This window comes from Achromobacter kerstersii (assembly GCF_902859595.1).
GTDB lineage: Bacteria > Pseudomonadota > Gammaproteobacteria > Burkholderiales > Burkholderiaceae_B > Achromobacter > Achromobacter kerstersii.
Genome location: NZ_CADIJQ010000002.1, coordinates 17,298 through 38,069 on the forward strand (window position 1 = coordinate 17,298; position 20,772 = coordinate 38,069).

Sequence of the window (20,772 nt, forward strand, 5' to 3'; positions counted from 1 at the left end):
AAGGCGGAGACAAGCATGAGATTCACCGATCTTTTCGTACGCCGTCCGGTGCTGGCGCTGGTGGTCAGCACGCTGATTCTGCTGCTGGGCATCAAGGCGCTGAGCGGTCTGCCCGTGCGGCAGTACCCGCTGACCGAAAGCACCACCATCACCATCACCACCCAATACCCGGGCGCATCGCCTGACCTGATGCAAGGCTTCGTCACGCAACCCATCGCGCAATCGGTGGCCACGGTGGAGGGCATCGACTACCTGTCGTCGTCGTCCACGCAGGGGCGCAGCGTGATCACGGTGCGCATGAAGCTGAACGCCGATTCCAACAAGGCCATGACCGAGGTCATGGCCAAGGTCAACGAGGTCAAGTACCGCTTGCCGCAGGATGTGTACGACCCGGTGCTGGTCAAGTCCGCGGGCGAGGCGACCGCCGTGGCCTATGTGGGCTTTTCCAGCACGACGCTGTCGCTGGCGGCGCTGACCGATTACCTGTCGCGCGTGGTGCAGCCGCAGTTGTCGTCCATTGATGGCGTGGCCAGCGTGGAACTCTATGGCGGCCAGAAGCTGGCCATGCGCGTATGGCTGGACCCCAACCGCATGGCCGCGCGCGGTATCTCCGCGGGCGAACTGGCCCAGGCGCTGCGCGACAACAACGTGCAAGCCGCACCGGGCCAGGCCAAGGGCCTGTACGTGGTGTCCAACATCCAGGTCAACACCGACCTGGTGAACGTGGCGGAATTCCGCGACCTGGTGGTCAAGCGTGATGGCGACGCCATCGTGCGGCTGGGCGATGTGGCCACTGTTGAACTGGGCGCGGCATCCACCGATTCCAGCGGCCTGATGGATGGCGACCCCGCCGTTTATTTCGGCCTGAACGCGACGCCTGTGGGCAACCCGCTGGTCATCGTCAGACGCCTGCAAGAGCTGGTGCCCAACATCAAGCAGAACCTGCCGCCGGGCACCAGTGTGCAAGTGCCGTTCGAGCTGGCCCGCTTCATCAGCGCGTCTATCGACGGCGTGATGCAAACCCTGCTGGAAGCCATTGCCATCGTGGTGGTGGTGATCTTCCTGTGCCTGGGGTCGTTGCGCGCCGTGCTGATTCCGGTGGTCACCATTCCGCTGTCGATGCTGGGCGGGGCGGCCATCATGGCGCTGTTTGGCTTCAGCGTGAACCTCTTGACCTTGCTGGCGATGGTGCTGGCCATTGGCTTGGTGGTGGATGACGCCATCGTGGTGGTGGAAAACGTGCACCGGCATATTGAAGAGGGCAAGTCGCCGGTGCGCGCCGCGCTGATCGGTGCGCGCGAAGTGGCAGGGCCGGTGATCGCCATGACGATCACGCTGGCCGCCGTCTACGCGCCCATCGGGCTGATGGGCGGGTTGACCGGGTCGCTGTTCAAGGAATTCGCGTTCACGCTGGCAGGCGCCGTGGTGGTGTCGGGCGTGATCGCCTTGACCCTGTCGCCCGTGATGAGCTCGTTCCTGCTGAACCATCGTGTGTCAGACGGCTGGATGGCGCGTCGCGCTGAACACTTCTTCGGGCGTCTGGGCGAGGCCTATGGCCGGGTGCTGGACGTGTCCCTGCATCATCGTTGGGTGACCGGGCTGATTGCGGTGGCGGTGCTGGTGAGCCTGCCGTTCCTGTACAACGCGGCGCAGCACGAGTTGGCGCCGGTTGAAGACCAGTCCACGGTGCTCACCGCGATCAAGTCGCCGCAGCACGCCAACATCGACTATGTCGAGAAGTTCGGCAAGAAGTGGGACGACGTGATGAAGACCCTGCCCGAGCAAAAGGGGCGCTGGCTGATCAACGGATCAGATGGCGTGTCCAACAGCATCGGCGGGGTGGACTTCGTGGACTGGCACGAGCGCAAACGCAACGCCGACGAGATCCAGGCCGACATGCAGGCCATGGCCAACCAGGTCGAAGGCAGCAACATCTTCGCCTTCCAGTTGCCGTCGTTGCCGGGTTCTACGGGTGGCCTGCCCGTGCAGATGGTGCTGATGAGCGCGGCGGACTACCCCGTCGTCTACGAGGCCATGGAAAACCTGAAGAAGGCGGCGCGTGAAAGCGGTCTGTTCATGGTGGTGGACAGCGATCTGGACTACAACAACCCGGTCGTGCAGCTGAAGGTGGACCGGGCCAAGGCCAACAGCCTGGGCGTCACCATGAAAGACATTGGCGACACACTGGCCGTGCTGGTGGGCGAGAACTACATCAACCGCTTCGGCATGGACGGCCGTTCGTACGACGTGATTCCGCAAAGCCTGCGCGAGCAGCGCATCTCGCCGGCATCGCTGGCACAGTTCCACGTCAAGAGCGCGACGGGGGCGCAGGTGCCGCTGTCCAACCTGGTGACGGTGTCGATGGGCGTGGAGCCTAATTCTCTGACGCAGTTCAATCAGCTGAACGCGGCCACCTTCCAGGCTATTCCGATGCCCGGCGTCACCATGGGCGACGCGGTGCAGTTCCTGACGCGTCAGGCCCAGCAGTTGCCCGCCGGCTTCAGCTACGACTGGCAATCGGATGCGCGCCAGTTCAGCCAGGAAGGCTCGGCGCTGATGATCACCTTCATCTTCGCCATCATCGTGATCTATCTGGTGCTGGCCGCGCAGTACGAAAGCCTGCGCGACCCGTTCATCATCCTGGTCAGCGTGCCCATGTCGATCTGCGGCGCGCTGATTCCGCTGGCGCTGGGCATGGCCACCGTCAACATCTACACGCAGATCGGACTGGTGACCTTGATTGGCCTGATCAGCAAGCACGGGATTTTGATGGTGGAGTTCGCTAACGAAATGCAGGTCAGCCATGGGCTGGACCGCCGCGCCGCCATGGAGCAGGCCGCCCGCATCCGCCTGCGCCCCATTCTGATGACGACGGCGGCCATGGTGATGGGGCTGATCCCCTTGCTGTTCGCCACCGGCGCGGGCGCGCATAGCCGCTATAGCTTGGGCTTGGTCATCGTGGTGGGCCTGCTGGTGGGCACCTTGTTCACGCTGTTCGTGCTGCCCACCGTCTATACCGTTTTCGCGCGCGACCACCGCGCGGCCAACGACACGCCGCGTGCTCGCGAGCTGGCGGCGGCGCAGGCCGAAGATGCCCGCGCGGCCGCGTCGCATTAAGGAACCGATCATGAATCAACGTCAATACGTCTTGGACCAACACGTCTCGGGTCGCCACTTCTTGGGTCGCCACGTCTCGGGTCGCCACTTCTTGGGTCACCATGTCTTGGGCCGCCACGTCTTGGGCCGTCAATTCTCGGGTCAACACTCGTGGTTCCGCGGGGCCACCGTGCTGCTGGCCGCGCTGGCCCTGGCCGGTTGCGCCGTCGGCCCTGACTATCAACCGCCACAGTCTGCGCCCGTTGCGCTGGCCAGCCCCGAACAGGCCCTGTTCTCTACCGACCAGTTGCAGCGCGACTGGTGGCGGCAGTTGCAAGACCCGCAGCTGGACCGGCTGATTGATCTGGCGCTGTCCCGCAACCACGACATCCGCATCGCGCAAGCTCGCTTAGCCGAGTCGCGCGCGGTGCTGGACGAAAAAGAACTCGACCAGTTGCCGGCCGTGACGCTGGATGGCCGCTACGAGCGCAGCTTGTCGCAGGCCAATGCCGGTACGGCAGGGCAGCGCAATCTGGCGCAGAGTTATCGGGCGGGTTTTGACGCCACCTGGGAACTGGACCTGTTCGGCCGTCTGCGCCGGGCAGCCGAAGGCGCCGCGGCGCGCAGTGAAGCGCAAGCGGCAGACTTGGCTCAGACCCGCATCGTGGTGGCGGCCGAAGTCGCCCGCAATTACTTCGAACTGCGCGGCGCTGAACAGCGCCTGGCCGTTGCGCGCGCCAATCTGGACAGTCAGCGCGACAGCCTGCGCGTCACGCAGGCCATGGTGACGGCGGGCCGGGGCGACGAAGGCGACCTGGCCAGCGCGCGGGCCGAACTGGAAACCGTGCAGGCCAGCGTGCCGGTGCAAGTCGCGGCCAGGCGGCTGGCGCTGTACCGCATCGCGGTGCTGGCCGGGATGCGGCCGGTGGAACTGGGCGAGCTGGACGCCGGCAAGCCGCTGGCGCCGTTGACCGCCAAGTTACCTATCGGCGATGTGGGCGCGCTGCTGTCTCGCCGCCCGGACATCCTGGCCGCCGAACGGTCGATGGCCGCAGCCAATGCGGACGTGGGCGTGGCCACGGCCGAGCTTTATCCGCGTATCGACCTGGGCGGTTTCTTGGGCTTCGTTGCGCTGCGTGGGGCGGATTTCGGTTCAAGTTCGAGCCGGGCCTTCAGCGTTGCCTCTGGCGTGAACTGGCCGGCGTTTCATTTGCCGACGGCGCTGGCCAGAAAGCGGGGAGCGGTTGCGCGTTCCGACGGCGAAGTGGCGCGCTACGAGCAGACCGTGCTGCGCGCGGTGGAAGAACTGGAGTCGGCGCTGACCGAGTTCGGCCAGACGCAGCAGCGCTTGGGCAATCTGGCGCAGGCCGCCGCGTACAGCGGGCGCGCGGCGGAACTGGCGCAGTTGCGCTATCGCGAAGGCAGCGCCCCGTATTTGACGGTGCTGGACGCGCAGCGTACGCTTTTGCGCGCCCAGGACGCCGTGGCGGTGGCGGAGACGGATTCCTATACGCGTCTGATAGCGCTCTATAAGGCGCTGGGCGGCGGATGGGAAGCCGATCCCAATACCAACCCCAGCGTCAACCCAGATGCCCATCCAGGTGCCAACCCGGAGCCCGCCGCCGCAGGCTGACCGCCGGCCCCGGTTCGTGGCACCATAGCCAACATTGCCCAGGAGTTTCGTTATCGCCATGTCCGACAGCCTGTCCCAACCCGTCACCTGGATGCCGCATCAACCGGCCGACCGCGTGCTCATGACCTTGAAGACACGCGGCCCGCAGTCCATCGCCGTCATCGCCAAGGCCATGGACGTGACGGCCGAGGCCGTCCGCCAGCAGATGACGCGGCTGCATGCAGATGGGCTGGTCGACTCCGAAAGCCACAGCGCGGGCCGTGGCCGGCCCACGCAGATCTGGTTTCTGACGGAAGCGGGCCACGGCCGTTTTCCGGACACGCACGCCGAAATGACCGTGCAGATGATCGGTGCGGTGCGTCAGGTGTTTGGCGACGAGGGCGTGGAAAAGCTGATCCAGGTGCGCGAAACCGCCATGCTGAACAGCTACCACCAGGCGATGCTGGGCGCGAGCGATCTGAAGGCGCGCCTGGAACGTCTGGTGCAGGTGCGTTCGTCCGAAGGCTATATGGCCGAACTGCGCCAGGACGGCGATGAATTCGTCTTCATTGAAAACCACTGCCCGATCTGTTCGGCGGCCAAGGCCTGTATGGGCTTTTGCCGCAGTGAGCTGGAACTGTTCCGCCAGGTGCTGGGCGAGGACGTGAAAGTGGCTCGCGAAGAACACATTCTGGCGGGCGCGCGGCGCTGCGCGTATCGCGTGCGTGAGCAGCCGCGCGCATGACGCTCAAGCAACTCGAAGCCTTCTACTGGGCCGCCACCTGCGCCAGCTTTGCCGTGGCGGCCGAGCGGCTGCACCTGTCGGTGTCGTCCTTGTCCAAGCGCATCACCGAGCTTGAAGACGCGTTGGGCCAGCCGCTGTTTGACCGCAGTGGCCACAAGGCCGCGCTGACGGACGCCGGCCAGCGGCTGGTGCCGCAGGCGCGTGAACTGCTGGCCGCGGCCGATCAGGTGCGCGCGTCCATGGCTCAAACGCCGGGCTTGCGCGGCCGCTGCCGCTTTGGCGTGGGCGAACTCACTGCGCTGACGTGGCTGCCGCGCCTGATCGGCGCCGTGCGCGCGGCGTATCCCGACCTGGTGCTGGAGCCGTATGTGGATATCGGCCAGGTGCTGGAGCAGCGCGTGGCGGACGGCGAACTGGATTTTGCGGTGATCGCGGGGCGTTCGTCGCGCGCGAACATTGCCTCGACGCCGATCGGCGAAGCCCGCTTTGCCTGGGCGGCGTCGCCGTCCGTGCTGGACGGGGAAACCCGCATGACACCGTCGTTGCTGGCCCGCCTGCCGCTGGTGACGCTGCCGGCCGGCGCAGGCACGACGCGCATCATCGACGACTGGCTGGCCGGGCGCGACGCTGCTGGCGAGCGCTTGTGCTGCAACAACTGGGGCGCCATTGTCGGCATGCTGATTGAAGGCACGGGCGTTGGGCTGCTGCCCAGCCATTGGGCCGACGCGCTGGCGGCCGAAGGCAGTCTGCGGGTATTGCAGGGCGAACCCGAACTGGCCGCCTTGCCGTATTCCTTCCAGTACCGCCGCGACGACCACCGCGCGCTTGTCGCCTTGTTGCGTGACGCGGTGGCCTCGGCGGTGGACTTCTCGGCGCCTTGCCGGCTGCCCTAAGGTTCTCGACCCCAGGCCCGAACCCGAACCCGAACCCGGCTCCGGCTCCGGCTCCGGCCCCGGCCCCGGCCCCCGCCCCGGCCCCGGGAACCCCAACCCCAGCCCCAGACCCGCCCGCGTCCGCAAGGCGGCCAATGCTCGCCGGAATTTAGCGCCGCGACAGCTTGCGCTCTATACAATCGCCGCGCGCCTGGCGCAGAATCCAACAAGATGCATAGACGGAGATCATTCATGCGTAAACTTTGCCTCGCCATGGCTATGGCGGGAATGCTGGCTAGCGGCCTGGCGCAAGCCCAGTCGACCCTGAAAATCGGTTTGCAGGACGACCCGGACGTGCTGGACCCCGTGCGTGCGCGCACCTTCGTGGGCCGCATCGTCTTCGCTTCCTTGTGCGACAAGCTGGTCGACATTACGCCTGACCTGAAGATCGTGCCGCAACTGGCGCAGTCCTGGACAATCAGCCCGGACAACAAATCGCTGACGTTCAAGCTGCGCACCGATGCCGTCTTCCATGACGGCACGCCGGTCAACGCCGCCGCCGTCAAAGCCAACCTGGACCGCGCCCGCTCGCTGCCGGACAGCAACCGCAAGAGTGAACTGGCCACGGTCGCCAGCGTGGACGCGCCGGACGAGCACACCGTTGTGCTGAACCTGGCCGAGCCAGACGCCTCGCTGCTGTCGCAGCTGTCGGACCGCGCCGGCATGATGATGTCGCCCGCTGCCTTCGACAAGGACCCGGGCGGCAAACCCGTCTGCTCGGGCCCGTACCAATTCAAGGAGCGCGTGCAGAACGATCGCATCGTGCTCGAGAAGTTTCCTAAATACTGGGACGCCGGCAACTATCACTTTGACCGCCTGGTCTTCACGCCGATTCCCGACAACACCGTGCGCCTGAACAACCTGCGCGCGGGCGACCTGGACATCATCGAACGCGTGGCCCCCAGCGACGCCAAGGCCGTGAAGGACGATCGCAACCTGCGTCTGGCGCCGGTGACGGGCCTGGGCTTCCAATCGATCTCGGTCAATCTGGGCAATGGCGCACGCGCCAACAACCCGCTGGCCAAAGACAAGCGCGTGCGTCAGGCGCTGGATCTGGCGATTGACCGCGATGTGCTGAACCAAGTGATCGGCGAAGGCATGTTCCAGCCGGCCTACCAACCGTTCCCGCCCGCCAGCTTCGCCTACAACACCGCTTTCGAGCACAAGGGCCGCGACCCGAAGAAGGCGCAGGCGCTGTTGAAGGAAGCCGGTTACGACCGCGTGAAGTTCGAGATCACGTTCGGCAACAACACCACCATGCAGCAAGTGTTTGAGCTGGTGCAGGCCATGGGCGCCGAAGCCGGATTCGACATCACCCTGCGTCCGGTCGAGTTCGCGTCGCTGCAATCGTCGCTGGCGCGCGGTGACTTCGAAGTGGGCCAGAGCGGCTGGTCGGGCCGTGTCGACCCCAGTGGCAACATCCACCAGTACGTCAGCTGCAAGGGCAACCTGAACGATGGCAAGTTCTGCGACGCCGGTGTCGACAAGCTGTTGAACGACGCCCGCGCCGAAGCCGATAACGCCAAGCGCCGCGCCATGTATGACCAGGTGCTGACGGCAATGCAGGACCAGCGCCCGATCGTCTACCTGTTCTATCTGCCGTGGACCTTTGGCGTGCAGAAGAAGGTGGAAGGCTTCGTGCCGTACCCCGACGGCCTGATCCGCCTGAAGGGCGTGACGGTCGCCAAGAAATAGAGGAAGGACCACCCCCTACCCGCTTACGCGGGCCCCCTTGAGGGGGGCGGCACACCCGGACCGGCGGAGCCGGCTCCGCGGTGCCCCCACTTTGGGAGGGCGGCTCGCATGGGATGGGCGGATTCTTGGGGCTTCGCTTAGACAACCCTATTGGATGATTCATGTTTACGACTCGCCCGGAAATCCTTGGCACCTTTGGTGTCGTGACCTCCACCCATTGGCTGGCCAGCGCGGCCGGCATGTCGCTGCTGGAACGCGGCGGCAATGCGTTTGACGCGTGCGCGGCGTCGGCCTTCGTGCTGCAAGTGGTGGAACCGCACCTGGTCGGCCCGGCTGGCGAAGTGCCGGCCGTGTTCTATTCGGCGCGTACCGGCAAGGTGGAAGTGCTGTGCGGCCAGGGCACGACCCCGGCCGCCGCCACGCTGGAGCGTTACCGCGCCGAAGGGCTGAAGCTGATCCCTGGCAACGGGTTGTTGGCCACGGTGATTCCGGGTGCGTTTGATGCATGGATGCTGCTGCTGCGCGACCACGGCACCATGCGCGTGCGCGATGTGCTGGAACCGGCCATCTATTACGCCGAGCATGGCCACGCGCTGATGCCGCGCATCTCCAACACCATCGCCGGGTTGAAGGACTTTTTCGAAACGCATTGGCCGACAACGGCGCAGGTCTACGTGCCGGGCGGCAAGGTGCCAGAAGCGCGCAAGCTGTTCCGCAACCCGGCGCTGGCCCGCACCTGGACCCGCGTGTTGAAGGAAGCCGAGAGCGTGGGCGCTGACCGCGAACGCCAGATTGAAGCGGCGCGCGGCGCGTTCTACCGGGGCTTCATCGCCGACGAGATCGACAAGTTCGCGCGCAACACCGACGTCATGGACGAAAGCGGCACCACCCATCGTGGCGTCATCACGGCGGACGATCTGGCGGGCTGGTCGGCCAGCTACGACACGCCGCTGACCTACGACTATCACGGCTACACCGTGGCCAAGGCGGGCGCCTGGAGCCAGGGGCCGGTCTTTTTGCAAACGCTGGCGTTGCTCAAGGGCATGGACCTGGCGGGCGTCGGTCCGAACAGCGTGGAGTTCATCCACCGTGTCACCGAGGCCATGAAGCTGGCGTTTGCCGACCGCGAGGCGTATTACGGCGATCCGGCGTTTATCGACGTGCCGCTGGCGCATCTGCTGTCTGACGCGTACAACGCGGAACGCCGCGCCCTGATCGGCGAAACCGCGTCTCATGATTTGTTGCCGGGCCAGGTGCCGGGCTTTGAGGCGCAAGTGGCGCGTGTGATGGACACGCTGGAGCGCTTGTCCAAGGTGTCGGCGCCGGGCAGCGCGACGAACGAGCCCACGCTGGCGGACATGCGCGCGTCCGCCAAGCGCGGCGACACCACGCACGTGGACGTTATCGACCGCTGGGGCAACATGATTTCAGCGACGCCGTCGGGCGGCTGGTTCCAGTCGTCGCCGGTGATTCCGGAATTGGGCTTTGGCTTGAATACCCGCGCCCAGATGTTCTGGCTGGAAGAGGGGCTGCCCGGCACGCTGGCCCCTGGCAAGCGTCCGCGCACCACGCTGACTCCGTCGCTGGCGCTGCGCGATGGCAAACCCTACCTGGCGTTCGGCACGCCGGGCGGCGACCAGCAAGAGCAATGGCAATTGCTGTTCTTCCTGCGCCATGTGCACCATGGCTTGAACTTGCAGGAAGCCATCGACCTGCCGATGTCGCACACCATGCATTTCCCCACGTCGTTCTATCCGCGTGACCGCAAGCCGGGTCATCTGGCGGTAGAGGCCAGCTTTGGCGCCGATGTGATCGAGGGCTTGCGCCAGCGCGGCCATCAGATCGAAGAGGTGCCGGAATGGTCGGTGGGCCGTCTGACGGCCGCCTCGCGGGATGAAGACGGGCTGTTGCATGCCGCAGCCACGCCGCGTCTGATGCAGGCGTACGCGATCGGCCGCTAAGGCTTGGCGGGACTCGCCGGTGTGCGCGGCCGTGGGGCTGCGGGCATCGGCGGCGCCCGGGCGGACGATGCCGCCTTGCGGCGTTTTGCCGGCATGGGCTATCTTTCTTCCATGACGTCATCCCAGCAGCGCCCGGCAAACGGAGCGCAATCCCTCACGGGACAAGAGCCACTTTTCATCGTCCTCAACACCGGATCGGGGCGCGGCGACGCGCAGGTCCTGCAGGACACCATCCGCCGTATCCTCGACGAGGCCGGCCGGCGCTACACGCTGATGCCGGTGGACGACCCGTCCAAACTCACCGAAACCGCGCAGGCCGCGGTCAAGCGCGCGCAGGACGAGCAGGGCGTGGTGATTGCCGCAGGCGGTGACGGCACGCTCAATGCAGTGGCGGGTACCGTGCTGGGCAAGGGCGTGCCGTTCGGCATCCTGCCCCAAGGCACATTCAATTATTTCGGTCGCAGCTACGGCATCTCGCAAGATACCGAGGTGGCGTTGCGGGGTTTCCTGCAAGGCCATTTGCGGCCGGTGCAGGTGGGCCAGCTCAACGGGCGGCTGTTCCTGGTCAACGCCAGCCTGGGCCTGTATCCCACGCTGCTTGAAGACCGCGAGGCCTACAAGCAGCGCTTCGGCCGCAGCCGTTTGGTGGCGCTGTGGTCGGGTGTGGTGACCTTGCTGCGCGCGCCGCGCCAGCTGCGGCTGCAACTGGAAACCGAGGGGCGCTCGCGCGAGCTGCGCACACCCACACTGGTGGTGGGCAACAACAAGCTTCAGCTTGAGCATGTGGGCATCGAATCCGATGAGCTGGACCGCAACCGCCTGGTCGCCATGACCGTCAAACCGGTGGGCACGCTGGCGCTGTATGGCTTGCTGGTGCGCGGCCTGTTCAGCCGGCTGGGCGAAGCCGAACACGTCATCAGCTTCGGGTTTGATCGCCTGACGGTGGGTATACGCGGGCGAAAGCGCGTCAAGGTCGCGATGGACGGCGAAATTTCGTGGATGAACACCCCGCTGGAATTCAAGGTGTCTCCCGAGCCGTTGCCGCTGGTGGTGCCGGCGGACTCGCAATACCTGGACCGCTCATGACGCGCATCCTGCAATTTTCCGACACGCATTTCGGCACGGAACGCAAACCTGTCGTCGAAGCCGCGCTGGACTTGGCGCGCTCATTGAACCCTGATCTGGTCGTGCTTAGCGGCGACATCACGCAGCGCGCGCGGCGCGCGCAATTTGCCGCGGCCCGCAAGTTCATCGAACGCCTGTCGCTGCCGGTGCTGGCCGTGCCCGGCAACCACGACATCCCGCTGTTCAATGTGTTTGCGCGCGCGCTCAACCCCTATGGCAATTACAAGCGGGCGTTGGGTGCGGTGCTGGAGCCGGTGTTTGAAACCCCGGGCCTGCTGGCGATCGGCGTGAACACCACGCGGCCCCGCCGCCGCAAGGACGGCGAGATTTCCGATACGCAGATCGCTCGCGTCGCGCAGCGTTTGCGTCAGGCACGGCCGGGCCAGTTGCGCATCGTGGTCGCGCATCACCCCGTACGCGCCAAAGTCGAATCCGACCTGTCCAACCTGCTGATCGGCCGCGAGCGCGCGCTGGCGGCTTGGGCGCAGGCAGGTGTCGACTTGATTCTGGGTGGCCATATTCATCTGCCGTATGTGCTGCCGCTGAGCGCGGCGGGCCAGCCCGCGGGCTGGATCGTGCAGGCGGGCACGACCTGCTCGCGCCGTGTGCGGGGCAGCGTGCCCAATTCGGTCAACGTGATCCGCTGCGAAGAAGAGGGCGGCCAGCAGGTATGCCAGGTCGAGCGGTGGGATTACGCCGAGGGCACGCACGCGTTTGCGCCGGTCGACAAGACGCTGGTGGCGGGTTCATGAACGATGTGTATGCGGCGTGGGCGTCGGCCCATGCCTTGGAATTGTTCATCGGACTGCCCCTGGTCACGGGCGCGGCGGCCGTGTTTGTCATGCGCGCGTATGTCGGCAGCTCGCGGCGAGGGCGCGCGTTGATCAGCATCGCCGGGGTGGGTGTGTTGTTGCTGGTGTTTCTGGCATTGGCTGCCGCTGTGCGCAGCCAGGGCGGCATCGTGGCGTTTGACGGCGCGCTGGCCGACGCGCTGAGCATGTCGATGAGTTCATCGTTGCTGTGGGCGCTGTCCTGGTTCACCTATCTGGGAGACCGCAATTTTCTGACGGTGCTGAGCGTAGGGATGACGCTGTACCTGCTGTGGACGGGATGGTGGCGGCTGGCGGCGTTCTGCGCCATCGCCACGGGTGTTGGGGGCGCGCTGAACTGGGTGCTCAAGCACACCTTCGAGCGCGTTCGGCCAGAGCATGATCACGGTTATGCCGCCGTGGCGGGCTGGAGCTTTCCCAGCGGTCACGCCTCGGCTGCGATGGCCGTGTACGGCACGGCCTGCTATCTGGTGTGGCGGCTGGCGCCGGCGCCGTGGCGCACGCCATGTGTGGCGGTCTTCGCCGCGTTGATCATGGCGGTGGGCCTGAGCCGCATCCTGCTGCAAGTGCATTTCGCCAGCGATGTGGTGGCGGGCTTCGCTGTCAGCCTTGCCTGGCTGGCGATCTGCGTGGCGGTGGCCGAGCGCTGGTGGCCGTCAGGCCGGGCAGAGCAAGAGCCGCAATAGCCGCCGTTGGCCGCCGCTGGCGTCTTCATCGGTCAAGCCAGGGATGCTGGTGTAGCGCCCGCCCGCGCCGGTAATCGCCTGGTCCAGCCGGTGCGCCCGCTCGGGCGGCGGCGGGGCCAGGTCCACGATCAGCTTGCCGGACACGGGCGCCGTTACCTCGCCGTCGCTGAAGCGCTCAAGTGTGCGGTCGATCTCGCGTTCACGCGGCAAGGCCAGCACGATGGTGTCCGATTCCGCCAGGGCTTCACGCGCTGATGTGGCCAAGGTGGCCGAGCCGCGAAAATCTTCGCAGCGTTCGGGGTCGATGTCGTACAGGGTCAACGCGATGTCCGGCTCGGCCTCAAGCAGACGGCGGGCGGCCAGCGTGCCGGTCTCACCCATTCCCACGATGCTGATGCGCGGGCTCATAGCTTTGGCACGGACCACGTGCTCACGATATGGGCCAGCGGCTCGTCGGAGCCTTCGCCAGTCAGGATGACTTCACCGGCGGACAAGCGGCCTACCTTCAGCAGCCGGGCGTCGGCGTAGATGGCGCCGGCCGGGCTCTTGCGCAGAAAGTTGATGGTCAGGCTGGCCGTGACGGCATGGGCCTGGCCCGTAGCGCCCACCACGGCGGCGTACATCGTCAGGTCCGCCAGGCCCATCAGCATGGGCCCCGCGACGATGCCTCCCAGGCGCTGATGCGCATCTCGGGCGGGCAACACGGCGCGTGCCGTGCCGCGGCCGATGCGCACGACGTCGATGCCCAGCAGCAGCGAGAAGGGGTGTTGGTCAGCCAGCAGGATGTGGAAGTCGGCCAGGCTGATCAGCGGTGCATCAGCGTCGGTGGCTAAAGCGGTGGCAGTCATCGTTGCTCCAGGGCAAGGCAGTAGTGGTCGAGCAAGGTGTCGGCCTGCTGGCCGAGCGACTTCAGCCGATGGGTATGCAACAGCAGCAGCAAGCCCATCAGGTAGGTGAACAGGTTCATCTGCTCGACGGCTGCGGTGGCGGCGTCCCAGCCCTTGGTGCGCGACAGCGCCACGCCCATCAGGTCAACGCATTGCTGCAGGCGGGCATTGAGCTTTTCGTCCATGTCCCGGCCCAGGCCTCGCGGGCCCAAGCCCTGAAACAGATACATACCCAGCGAGAAGTCGGTCCGGCGCTGGGCGTAGTAACCAAAGAAGGCGTGGATGGCGCGGCGCGCGGCGGTGGGCGCATCGCCCGCAGTGGCCGCTTCGCCCAAATGGGCGTGCAGCCGTTGCAGTGATTCGTCCAGCAGCGCGCCGTAAATCGTTTCCTTGCCCGCAAACCAAGGGTAGATTGCGCCTGTGGTGCAGCCGGCTTCCTTGGCGATGGCCCGGATCGTGGTCTTTTCCAGCCCATCGCGTTCGAAAACCCGAACCGCGGCGTCCAACACCATCTGGCGGCGCAAGGCATTCAGTCTTTCGTTGCGCGCGTTGCGGTCGGCGGGGGAGGAGGGCATGGATGGGACGAAGTCGTCTGAATTGAGTCAGATCATATCGACGATTTTTCTAAATAACAATGTTATTGGCTGCCCGCGAAGCCGGGTCGTTTGCAGTCCGCCAACAACGTAAGTCCCATAGGTTTCAGGGTGAAAGACGGGGCGAAGCCGGCACGAAAGGCACCTGAAAGATCGCGTCCAAACCCCCGTCGATAATTGGGGGCAGGGCTGAAAGTCGCATGGATACGTGCTTGCCTGTTTTGCTTAGGGTTAGCCCTAGCAGCTTTGGCGCCGCATCCCTGCGATGTTGCAAGATCCCAACAGGGGTGCCTTAAACCAGCACTTTTCTGATGCCGACCATAGCCAGTCCCCGCGATTTTTGATGCAATAGCGTCAACTTCCCTTCGCGGAGTTAGGGGGGCGGCAGGCTGGTTTGCTGGATTGCTGCTCTTGTCACTCAAATCAACGGAGATTTCTTAAATGAAAAAGACTCTGCTCGCTGCCGCCCTGCTCGCCGGTTTTGCCGGTGTCGCCCAGGCAGAAACGTCTGTCACCCTGTACGGCATCATCGACACGGGCCTCGGCTACAACAAGATCAGCGGTGCTGCGAACGATGCCGTGAACGGCAGCCGTTTCGGCATGATCAACGGCGTCCAGAACGGTTCGCGCTGGGGTCTGCGTGGCTCGGAAGACCTGGGTGACGGCCTGCGCGCTGTTTTCCAACTGGAATCGGGTTTCAACTCCGGTAACGGCAACTCCGCTCAAGGCGGCCGCCTGTTCGGTCGTCAAGCCACCGTCGGTCTGGCCAGCGACAGCTGGGGCCAACTGGACTTCGGTCGCCAAACCAACATCGCGTCGAAGTACTTCGGCTCGATCGATCCGTTCGGCGCTGGCTTCGGTCAAGCTAACATCGGCGTGGCTCTGAGCGCCGCCAACACGAACCGCTACGACAACATGGTCATGTATCAGACCCCGTCGTTCAGCGGCTTCCAGTTCGGCGTCGGCTACTCGTTCAACGTGAACGACACCAACGCTGCTCAAACCGGCTTCAAGACCGCCGACAACACCCGCGCCATCACGACCGGTCTGCGCTACGTCAACGGCCCCCTGAACGTCGCCCTGACGTACGACCAACTGAACGCCTCGAACAAGCTGTCGTCGGCTTCGGTTGACGCCACCCCGCGTCAGTACGCCATCGGCGGTTCGTACGACTTCGAAGTCGTGAAGCTGGCTTTGGCCTACGCTCGCACGACCGACGGCTGGTTCGCTGGCCAAGGCGTCGACACCAACCTGGGCAGCATCAACTTCGGCGCCAACGCCTTTGCTGATGGCTTCAAGGCCAACTCGTACATGGTCGGCCTGTCCGCCCCGATCGGCGGCGCAAGCAGCCTGTTCGGTTCGTGGCAAATGGTTGACCCCAGCAACAACAAGTTGACCGGCGGCGATGAGTCGACCCAAGTCTACTCGCTGGGCTACACCTACGACCTGTCCAAGCGCACCAACCTGTACGCCTACGGTTCGTACGCCAAGAACTACGCCTTCGTGGACGACCTGAAGTCGACCGCCGTCGGCGTCGGTATCCGCCACCGCTTCTAATCCAACGCAGGGCGCAAGCCCTGTCTGGATTCAAAGCGCAAGCGAACGAACGGGCTGCGGCTCGTTCGTATAAAGCCACCCTTCGGGGTGGCTTTTTTTCGTGCTTTTCTGTGTTTTTTATCGTCGCGCTGCGGCTTGTTGGCCAAGTCCTGTATGCTTCGGGTTCTGTCTCCGAAAACTGCGATTGTTCCATTTGAGGAATGCAGTCTTTCACCCGCTATTCAAGCTACAGAGTTCAGCCGGAAGTAACCGCGCGAATGCTACAATCCTAAGGTTTGCGCATTTGACGGACGCCTGAATGAACCTGCAACAGTATTTTCCCGTCCTGCTGTTTATCGTAGTGGCCACCCTTATCGGGTTCGCGCTTCTAACGGCCGGCTCCCTCCTTGGCCCGCGGCGTCCCTACGCTGAGAAGCTGTCGCCCTATGAGTGCGGCTTCGAAGCGTTTGAAGACGCTCGCATGAAGTTTGACGTGCGCTACTACCTGGTGGCGATTCTGTTCATTCTTTTCGACCTGGAAATCGCGTTCCTGTTCCCGTGGGCCATCGCCCAAGGCACAGTCGGGCTCGTCGGTTTCTGGACGGTCATGGTTTTCCTAGCCGTGTTGACCGTCGGCTTCATCTACGAATGGAAAAAGGGCGCGCTGGACTGGGAATAAGCCCCACCGGGTTTTTTTCACAGCTCGCTATCAGAGACGAATATGGCTATAGACGGCATTCTCAAGCAAGGGTTCATCACAACCAGCGCCGACAAGTTCCTTAATTGGGCGAAGACCGGCTCCATGTGGCCCATGACCTTCGGTCTGGCCTGTTGCGCGGTTGAGATGATGCACGCGGGCGCGGCCCGTTATGACCTGGACCAGTTCGGCATCATCTTCCGACCCAGTCCGCGTCAGTCCGATCTGATGATCGTCGCTGGCACGCTGTGCAACAAGATGGCGCCGGCGCTGCGCAAGGTCTATGACCAGATGCCCGAGCCGCGTTGGGTCGTTTCCATGGGCTCCTGTGCCAATGGCGGCGGCTACTACCACTACTCGTATTCGGTGGTTCGTGGCTGCGACCGCATCGTACCGGTAGACGTCTACGTGCCGGGCTGCCCGCCCACGGCCGAGGCGCTGGTCTACGGCTTGCTGCAAATGCAGAACAAGATCCGTCTGACCAACACGATTGCGCGCTGAGCGTTCGCCCGTCTGCGGCAGTCCTTGCCGCCGGCGCTCTCGAAACCAGCGTATCGGTTCACCTAAGCGTACAAGATGATGACCAGGCTCGAAACCCTGAAAAACAATTTGCAGACCACCCTCGGCGCGGATATCGCGCTGACCGAGGCGTTGGGCGAGCTGACGCTCGAAGTGCCCGCGCAGCAGTGGTTCTCCGTCTGCAACAAGCTGCGCACCGAAGCCGGTCTGCGCTTTGAAACCTGTATCGACCTCTGTGGCGTCGACTACCTGACCTGGGGCAACGGCACGCGTCAACTGCCCGAAGAGTCCAACGTCAAGGTGCACCGCGCGCGCTTCGCCGTCGTGATCCACCTGCTGTCGATCGAGAACAACTGGCGCCTGCGTGTCCGCACCTGGGCCGCCGACGACGAATTCCCGATCGTCGCGTCGCTGATGGAATGTTGGCCGGCTGTGGGCTGGTTCGAGCGCGAAGCGTTCGACCTGTACGGCATCGTCTTTGAAGGCCACCCCGACCTGCGCCGCATCCTGACCGACTACGGTTTCATCGGCCATCCGTTCCGCAAGGACTTCCCGCTGTCGGGCACCGTCGAAATGCGTTACGACCCCGAACAACGGCGCGTCATTTACCAGCCGGTCACGATCGATCCGCGCGAGATCACTCCGCGCGTGGTCCGCGAAGACTCCTACGGCTTGGGGCGTTAAATCATGGCAGAAATCAAGAACTACACGCTTAACTTCGGTCCTCAGCATCCGGCCGCGCACGGTGTGTTGCGCCTGGTGCTGGAGCTGGACGGCGAAGTCATCCAACGCGCCGACCCGCACATCGGCCTGTTGCACCGCGCCACCGAAAAGCTGGCCGAGCACAAGACCTACATCCAGGCGCTGCCCTACATGGACCGCCTGGACTACGTGTCCATGATGTGCAACGAGCACGCCTACGTCATGGCCATCGAAAAGCTGCTGGGCGTTGAAGCCCCGCTGCGCGCTCAGTACATCCGCGTGATGTTCGACGAGATCACGCGCTTGCTGAACCACCTGATGTCGCTGGGTTCGCACGCACTCGACGTGGGCGCCATGGCGGTATTCCTGTACGCCTTCCGTGAACGCGAAGACCTGATGGACTGCTACGAAGCGGTCTCGGGCGCGCGCATGCACGCGGCCTACTACCGTCCGGGCGGCGTCTACCGTGACCTGCCGGACACGATGCCGCAGTACGGCGACACCAGCAAGTACCGTGGCGACAAAGAAATGCGCATCATGAACGACGCGCGTTCGGGCTCGCTGCTGGATTTCATCGAAGACTTCACCAACCGCTTCCCGGCCTGCGTCGACGAGTACGAAACGCTGCTCACCGACAACCGCATCTGGAAGCAGCGTCTGGTGGGCATCGGCGTGGTTGATCCTGACCGCGCCAAGGCGCTGGGTTTCACCGGCCCGATGCTGCGTGGCTCGGGCGTGGCCTGGGACTTGCGCAAGACGCAGCCCTACGAAGTCTACGACCTGCTCGATTTCGACATCCCCGTGGGTGTCAACGGCGACTGCTACGACCGCTACCTGGTCCGCATCGCCGAAATGCGTGAAAGTAATCGCATCATCCGCCAGTGCGTGGAATGGCTGCGCAACAACCCGGGTCCGGTCATGATCGAGAATCACAAGATCGCCCCGCCCAAGCGCACCGCCATGAAGACCAACATGGAAGAGCTGATTCATCACTTCAAGCTCTTCACCGAAGGTTTCCACGTGCCCCCGGGCGAGGCGTATGCCTCGGTGGAGCACCCCAAGGGCGAGTTCGGCATCTATCTGGTGTCGGACGGCGCCAACAAGCCTTACCGCCTGAAGATTCGGGCCCCCGGCTTTGTCCACCTGCAATCGCTGGATGAAATGTCGCGCGGTCACATGATCGCCGACGCCGTCACCATCATTGGTACGCAGGACATCGTTTTCGGCGAGATCGATCGCTGATCCGCCCAGACAGTCACGAGCACGCCCGCATAACCCGGATTCAAACTATGCTGCTTTCCGAACAGGCCTACCAGAAAATCGACCGAGAACTCGCGAAGTTCCCGGCCGACCAGCGGCAGTCCGCCATCATGGCCTCGCTTGCCATCGCGCAAGAAGAGAAGGGCTGGTTGGCTACCGAAACCATTGAAGATGTGGCCAATTACATTGGCGTCCCGCCCATTGCGGTGCAGGAAGTCGCCACGTTCTACAACATGTTCGACGTCAAGCCCGTCGGCAAGAACAAAATCGCCGTCTGCACGAACTTGCCCTGTGCCTTGCGCGATGGCGATCGTGCCGGCGAATACCTCAAGCGCAAGCTGGGTGTCGACTATCGTCAAACCACCGCCGACGGCCAGTTCACGCTGGTGGAAGGCGAATGCATGGGCGCTTGCGGCGATTCCCCCGTGCTGATCGTGAACAACAAGCATATGTGCGTGCGCATGACCGACGAGAAGCTGGACGCGCTGGTCGCGGCCCTCAAGGTGCAAGGAGAGTCGGCATGAACGCGCCCGACCTGTACAAGCAGTTCGCGCAGGGGCTCGACCCCAATCCGCTGAACGACGTGTCCAATTCGATGTGCCTGCACGGCCGCCACATCACGCCGCAGATCATGGCTGATGTCGACGGCGCCAACTGGCGCCTCGAAGAGTACGTCAAGCGCGGCGGCTACGAAGCCCTGAAGAAGATCCTGACCACCGGCATGAAGCCGGAAGACGTGATCGCCGAAGTCAAGGCGTCGGGTCTGCGCGGCCGTGGCGGCGCGGGCTTCCCGACCGGCCTGAAGTGGAGCTTCATGCCGCGCGCGTTCCCGGGCCAGAAGTACCTGGTCTGCAACTCGGACGAAGGCGAGCCCGGCACGTTCAAAGACCGCGACATCCTGCGCTTCAATCCGCACATCGTGATTGAAGGCATGGCGATCGCGGCCTACGCCATGGGCATCAGCGTCGGCTACAACTACATCCACGGCGAAATCTTCGAAGTGTATGAACGCTTCGAAGAAGCGTTGGAAGAAGCGCGCGCCGCCGGCTTCCTGGGCGACAAGATCCTGGGTTCGGACTACAGCTTCCAGCTGCACGCGTTCCACGGCTACGGCGCCTACATCTGTGGCGAAGAAACTGCGCTGCTGGAATCGCTGGAAGGCAAGAAGGGCCAACCGCGCTTCAAGCCGCCGTTCCCCGCCAGCTTTGGCCTGTACGGCAAGCCCACCACGATCAACAACACGGAAACGTTCGCGGCCGTGCCGTGGATCATCCGCAACGGCGGCCAGGCTTACCTGGAAGTCGGCAAGCCGAACAACGGCGGCACCAAGCTGTTCTCGATCACCGGCGACGTCGAACGCCCCGGCAACTACGAGATTCCGCTGGGCACCCCGTTCTCGACCCTGCTGGAACTGGCGGGCGGCATGCGCGGCGGCAAGAAACTGAAGGCCGTGATCCCTGGCGGGTCCAGCGCTCCGGTGCTGCCGGCCGACATCATCATGGAATGCACGATGGACTATGACTCCATCGCCAAGGCCGGCTCGATGCTCGGTTCTGGCGCTGTGATCGTCATGGACGAAACGCGCTGCATGGTGAAGTCGCTCTTGCGCCTGTCGTACTTCTATTTCGAGGAAAGCTGCGGCCAGTGCACGCCGTGCCGCGAAGGCACCGGCTGGCTCTACCGCATGGTGCATCGCATTGAAAACGGTCACGGCCGTCCGGAAGATCTGGACTTGCTGGACAACGTGGCAGGCAACATCATGGGCCGCACCATTTGCGCCCTGGGTGACGCCGCCGCCATGCCCGTCCGTGGCTTCCTCAAGCATTTTCGCGACGAATTCGCGCACCACATCGAGCATAAGTCTTGTGTGGTCCCGCAATATCTGTAGGTCTCAGG

Annotated in this window: 19 protein-coding genes; 16 read left to right on the top strand and 3 right to left on the bottom strand. The window is 64.2% G+C overall.

The window, feature by feature from the left end:
- Nucleotides 1-15 precede the first annotated feature (15 nt).
- The 9 genes from HV765_RS08985 (at nucleotide 16) to HV765_RS09025 (ending at nucleotide 12,682) form a co-directional block, all read left to right on the top strand.
- Nucleotides 16-3,117 carry a MexW/MexI family multidrug efflux RND transporter permease subunit gene (locus HV765_RS08985; RefSeq protein WP_175169581.1) on the top strand — a complete coding sequence of 1,034 codons (3,102 nt, stop codon included), beginning with the start codon at nucleotides 16-18 and terminating at the stop codon, nucleotides 3,115-3,117.
- A gap of 10 nt (nucleotides 3,118-3,127) precedes the next feature.
- Nucleotides 3,128-4,729, top strand: a complete 1,602-nt coding sequence (locus HV765_RS08990) for an efflux transporter outer membrane subunit (protein ID WP_254600521.1) — start codon at nucleotides 3,128-3,130, stop codon at nucleotides 4,727-4,729.
- Between the two features lie 58 nt (nucleotides 4,730-4,787).
- Nucleotides 4,788-5,453, top strand: coding sequence for a helix-turn-helix transcriptional regulator (locus HV765_RS08995; RefSeq protein WP_175169582.1), 666 nt, complete (start codon nucleotides 4,788-4,790; stop codon nucleotides 5,451-5,453).
- The gene (locus tag HV765_RS09000) at nucleotides 5,450-6,346 is read left to right on the top strand and encodes a LysR family transcriptional regulator (protein WP_175169583.1); all 897 of its coding nucleotides are present in this window, start codon (nucleotides 5,450-5,452) and stop codon (nucleotides 6,344-6,346) included. The genes HV765_RS08995 and HV765_RS09000 overlap by 4 nt, the downstream gene beginning before the upstream one ends.
- Before the next feature lie 231 nt (nucleotides 6,347-6,577).
- Complete coding sequence (locus HV765_RS09005) at nucleotides 6,578-8,080, top strand: ABC transporter substrate-binding protein (RefSeq protein WP_175169584.1); 1,503 nt, start codon at nucleotides 6,578-6,580, stop codon at nucleotides 8,078-8,080.
- A 161-nt stretch (nucleotides 8,081-8,241) separates the two neighbouring features.
- Nucleotides 8,242-10,041, top strand: coding sequence for a gamma-glutamyltransferase family protein (locus tag HV765_RS09010; protein WP_175169585.1), 1,800 nt, complete (start codon nucleotides 8,242-8,244; stop codon nucleotides 10,039-10,041).
- Between the two features lie 111 nt (nucleotides 10,042-10,152).
- The gene (locus HV765_RS09015) at nucleotides 10,153-11,127 is read left to right on the top strand and encodes a diacylglycerol/lipid kinase family protein (RefSeq protein WP_054424708.1); all 975 of its coding nucleotides are present in this window, start codon (nucleotides 10,153-10,155) and stop codon (nucleotides 11,125-11,127) included.
- Nucleotides 11,124-11,918, top strand: coding sequence for a metallophosphoesterase family protein (locus tag HV765_RS09020; protein WP_054424169.1), 795 nt, complete (start codon nucleotides 11,124-11,126; stop codon nucleotides 11,916-11,918). The genes HV765_RS09015 and HV765_RS09020 overlap by 4 nt, the downstream gene beginning before the upstream one ends.
- Nucleotides 11,915-12,682 (top strand): phosphatase PAP2 family protein, encoded by a 768-nt coding sequence (locus tag HV765_RS09025; RefSeq protein ID WP_175169586.1) that lies wholly within the window; start codon nucleotides 11,915-11,917, stop codon nucleotides 12,680-12,682. Before HV765_RS09020 ends, HV765_RS09025 begins: the two co-directional genes overlap by 4 nt.
- On the opposite strand, the gene HV765_RS09030 is transcribed toward HV765_RS09025, so the two are convergent.
- From HV765_RS09030 to HV765_RS09040, 3 genes are read right to left on the bottom strand one after another with little or no spacing between them, the layout of a single operon-like run.
- The gene (locus tag HV765_RS09030) at nucleotides 12,653-13,090 is read right to left on the bottom strand and encodes an NAD(P)-binding domain-containing protein (RefSeq protein ID WP_054424165.1); all 438 of its coding nucleotides are present in this window, start codon (nucleotides 13,088-13,090) and stop codon (nucleotides 12,653-12,655) included. The two genes, HV765_RS09025 and HV765_RS09030, sit on opposite strands and share 30 nt — an antisense overlap.
- Nucleotides 13,087-13,530, bottom strand: coding sequence for a PaaI family thioesterase (locus HV765_RS09035; RefSeq protein ID WP_054424163.1), 444 nt, complete (start codon nucleotides 13,528-13,530; stop codon nucleotides 13,087-13,089). The genes HV765_RS09030 and HV765_RS09035 overlap by 4 nt, the downstream gene beginning before the upstream one ends.
- Nucleotides 13,527-14,144 (bottom strand): TetR/AcrR family transcriptional regulator, encoded by a 618-nt coding sequence (locus HV765_RS09040; protein WP_054424162.1) that lies wholly within the window; start codon nucleotides 14,142-14,144, stop codon nucleotides 13,527-13,529. The genes HV765_RS09035 and HV765_RS09040 overlap by 4 nt, the downstream gene beginning before the upstream one ends.
- Nucleotides 14,145-14,603: 459 nt before the next feature.
- On the opposite strand from HV765_RS09040, the gene HV765_RS09045 reads away from it, so the two are divergent.
- The 7 genes from HV765_RS09045 (at nucleotide 14,604) to nuoF (ending at nucleotide 20,764) form a co-directional block, all read left to right on the top strand.
- On the top strand, nucleotides 14,604-15,719 hold the full coding sequence (locus HV765_RS09045) for a porin (RefSeq protein WP_054424160.1): 1,116 nt from the start codon (nucleotides 14,604-14,606) through the stop codon (nucleotides 15,717-15,719).
- 298 nt (nucleotides 15,720-16,017) lie between these two features.
- Nucleotides 16,018-16,377, top strand: a complete 360-nt coding sequence (locus HV765_RS09050; protein WP_006217959.1) for an NADH-quinone oxidoreductase subunit A — start codon at nucleotides 16,018-16,020, stop codon at nucleotides 16,375-16,377.
- Between the two features lie 42 nt (nucleotides 16,378-16,419).
- Nucleotides 16,420-16,896 carry a NuoB/complex I 20 kDa subunit family protein gene (locus HV765_RS09055; RefSeq protein WP_006217960.1) on the top strand — a complete coding sequence of 159 codons (477 nt, stop codon included), beginning with the start codon at nucleotides 16,420-16,422 and terminating at the stop codon, nucleotides 16,894-16,896.
- A gap of 75 nt (nucleotides 16,897-16,971) precedes the next feature.
- The gene (locus HV765_RS09060) at nucleotides 16,972-17,598 is read left to right on the top strand and encodes an NADH-quinone oxidoreductase subunit C (protein WP_054424158.1); all 627 of its coding nucleotides are present in this window, start codon (nucleotides 16,972-16,974) and stop codon (nucleotides 17,596-17,598) included.
- 3 nt (nucleotides 17,599-17,601) lie between these two features.
- Nucleotides 17,602-18,858, top strand: coding sequence for an NADH-quinone oxidoreductase subunit D (locus HV765_RS09065; RefSeq protein ID WP_006217962.1), 1,257 nt, complete (start codon nucleotides 17,602-17,604; stop codon nucleotides 18,856-18,858).
- A 47-nt stretch (nucleotides 18,859-18,905) separates the two neighbouring features.
- Nucleotides 18,906-19,400 (top strand): NADH-quinone oxidoreductase subunit NuoE, encoded by a 495-nt coding sequence (gene nuoE, locus HV765_RS09070; RefSeq protein ID WP_006217963.1) that lies wholly within the window; start codon nucleotides 18,906-18,908, stop codon nucleotides 19,398-19,400.
- Nucleotides 19,397-20,764, top strand: coding sequence for an NADH-quinone oxidoreductase subunit NuoF (nuoF, locus tag HV765_RS09075; RefSeq protein ID WP_054424156.1), 1,368 nt, complete (start codon nucleotides 19,397-19,399; stop codon nucleotides 20,762-20,764). The genes nuoE and nuoF overlap by 4 nt, the downstream gene beginning before the upstream one ends.
- Nucleotides 20,765-20,772 lie beyond the last annotated feature (8 nt).

Excerpts from the sequence above, each read along its gene's own strand:
- HV765_RS08985 (WP_175169581.1), top strand. The coding sequence starts at position 16 with ATGAGATTCACCGATCTTTTCGTACGCCGTCCGGTGCTGGCGCTGGTG.
- HV765_RS08990 (WP_254600521.1), top strand. The coding sequence starts at position 3,128 with ATGAATCAACGTCAATACGTCTTGGACCAACACGTCTCGGGTCGCCAC.
- HV765_RS08995 (WP_175169582.1), top strand. The coding sequence starts at position 4,788 with ATGTCCGACAGCCTGTCCCAACCCGTCACCTGGATGCCGCATCAACCG.
- HV765_RS09000 (WP_175169583.1), top strand. The coding sequence starts at position 5,450 with ATGACGCTCAAGCAACTCGAAGCCTTCTACTGGGCCGCCACCTGCGCC.
- HV765_RS09005 (WP_175169584.1), top strand. The coding sequence starts at position 6,578 with ATGCGTAAACTTTGCCTCGCCATGGCTATGGCGGGAATGCTGGCTAGC.
- HV765_RS09010 (WP_175169585.1), top strand. The coding sequence starts at position 8,242 with ATGTTTACGACTCGCCCGGAAATCCTTGGCACCTTTGGTGTCGTGACC.
- HV765_RS09015 (WP_054424708.1), top strand. The coding sequence starts at position 10,153 with ATGACGTCATCCCAGCAGCGCCCGGCAAACGGAGCGCAATCCCTCACG.
- HV765_RS09020 (WP_054424169.1), top strand. The coding sequence starts at position 11,124 with ATGACGCGCATCCTGCAATTTTCCGACACGCATTTCGGCACGGAACGC.
- HV765_RS09025 (WP_175169586.1), top strand. The coding sequence starts at position 11,915 with ATGAACGATGTGTATGCGGCGTGGGCGTCGGCCCATGCCTTGGAATTG.
- HV765_RS09030 (WP_054424165.1), bottom strand. The coding sequence starts at position 13,090 with ATGAGCCCGCGCATCAGCATCGTGGGAATGGGTGAGACCGGCACGCTG.
- HV765_RS09035 (WP_054424163.1), bottom strand. The coding sequence starts at position 13,530 with ATGACTGCCACCGCTTTAGCCACCGACGCTGATGCACCGCTGATCAGC.
- HV765_RS09040 (WP_054424162.1), bottom strand. The coding sequence starts at position 14,144 with ATGCCCTCCTCCCCCGCCGACCGCAACGCGCGCAACGAAAGACTGAAT.
- HV765_RS09045 (WP_054424160.1), top strand. The coding sequence starts at position 14,604 with ATGAAAAAGACTCTGCTCGCTGCCGCCCTGCTCGCCGGTTTTGCCGGT.
- HV765_RS09050 (WP_006217959.1), top strand. The coding sequence starts at position 16,018 with ATGAACCTGCAACAGTATTTTCCCGTCCTGCTGTTTATCGTAGTGGCC.
- HV765_RS09055 (WP_006217960.1), top strand. The coding sequence starts at position 16,420 with ATGGCTATAGACGGCATTCTCAAGCAAGGGTTCATCACAACCAGCGCC.
- HV765_RS09060 (WP_054424158.1), top strand. The coding sequence starts at position 16,972 with ATGATGACCAGGCTCGAAACCCTGAAAAACAATTTGCAGACCACCCTC.
- HV765_RS09065 (WP_006217962.1), top strand. The coding sequence starts at position 17,602 with ATGGCAGAAATCAAGAACTACACGCTTAACTTCGGTCCTCAGCATCCG.
- nuoE (WP_006217963.1), top strand. The coding sequence starts at position 18,906 with ATGCTGCTTTCCGAACAGGCCTACCAGAAAATCGACCGAGAACTCGCG.
- nuoF (WP_054424156.1), top strand. The coding sequence starts at position 19,397 with ATGAACGCGCCCGACCTGTACAAGCAGTTCGCGCAGGGGCTCGACCCC.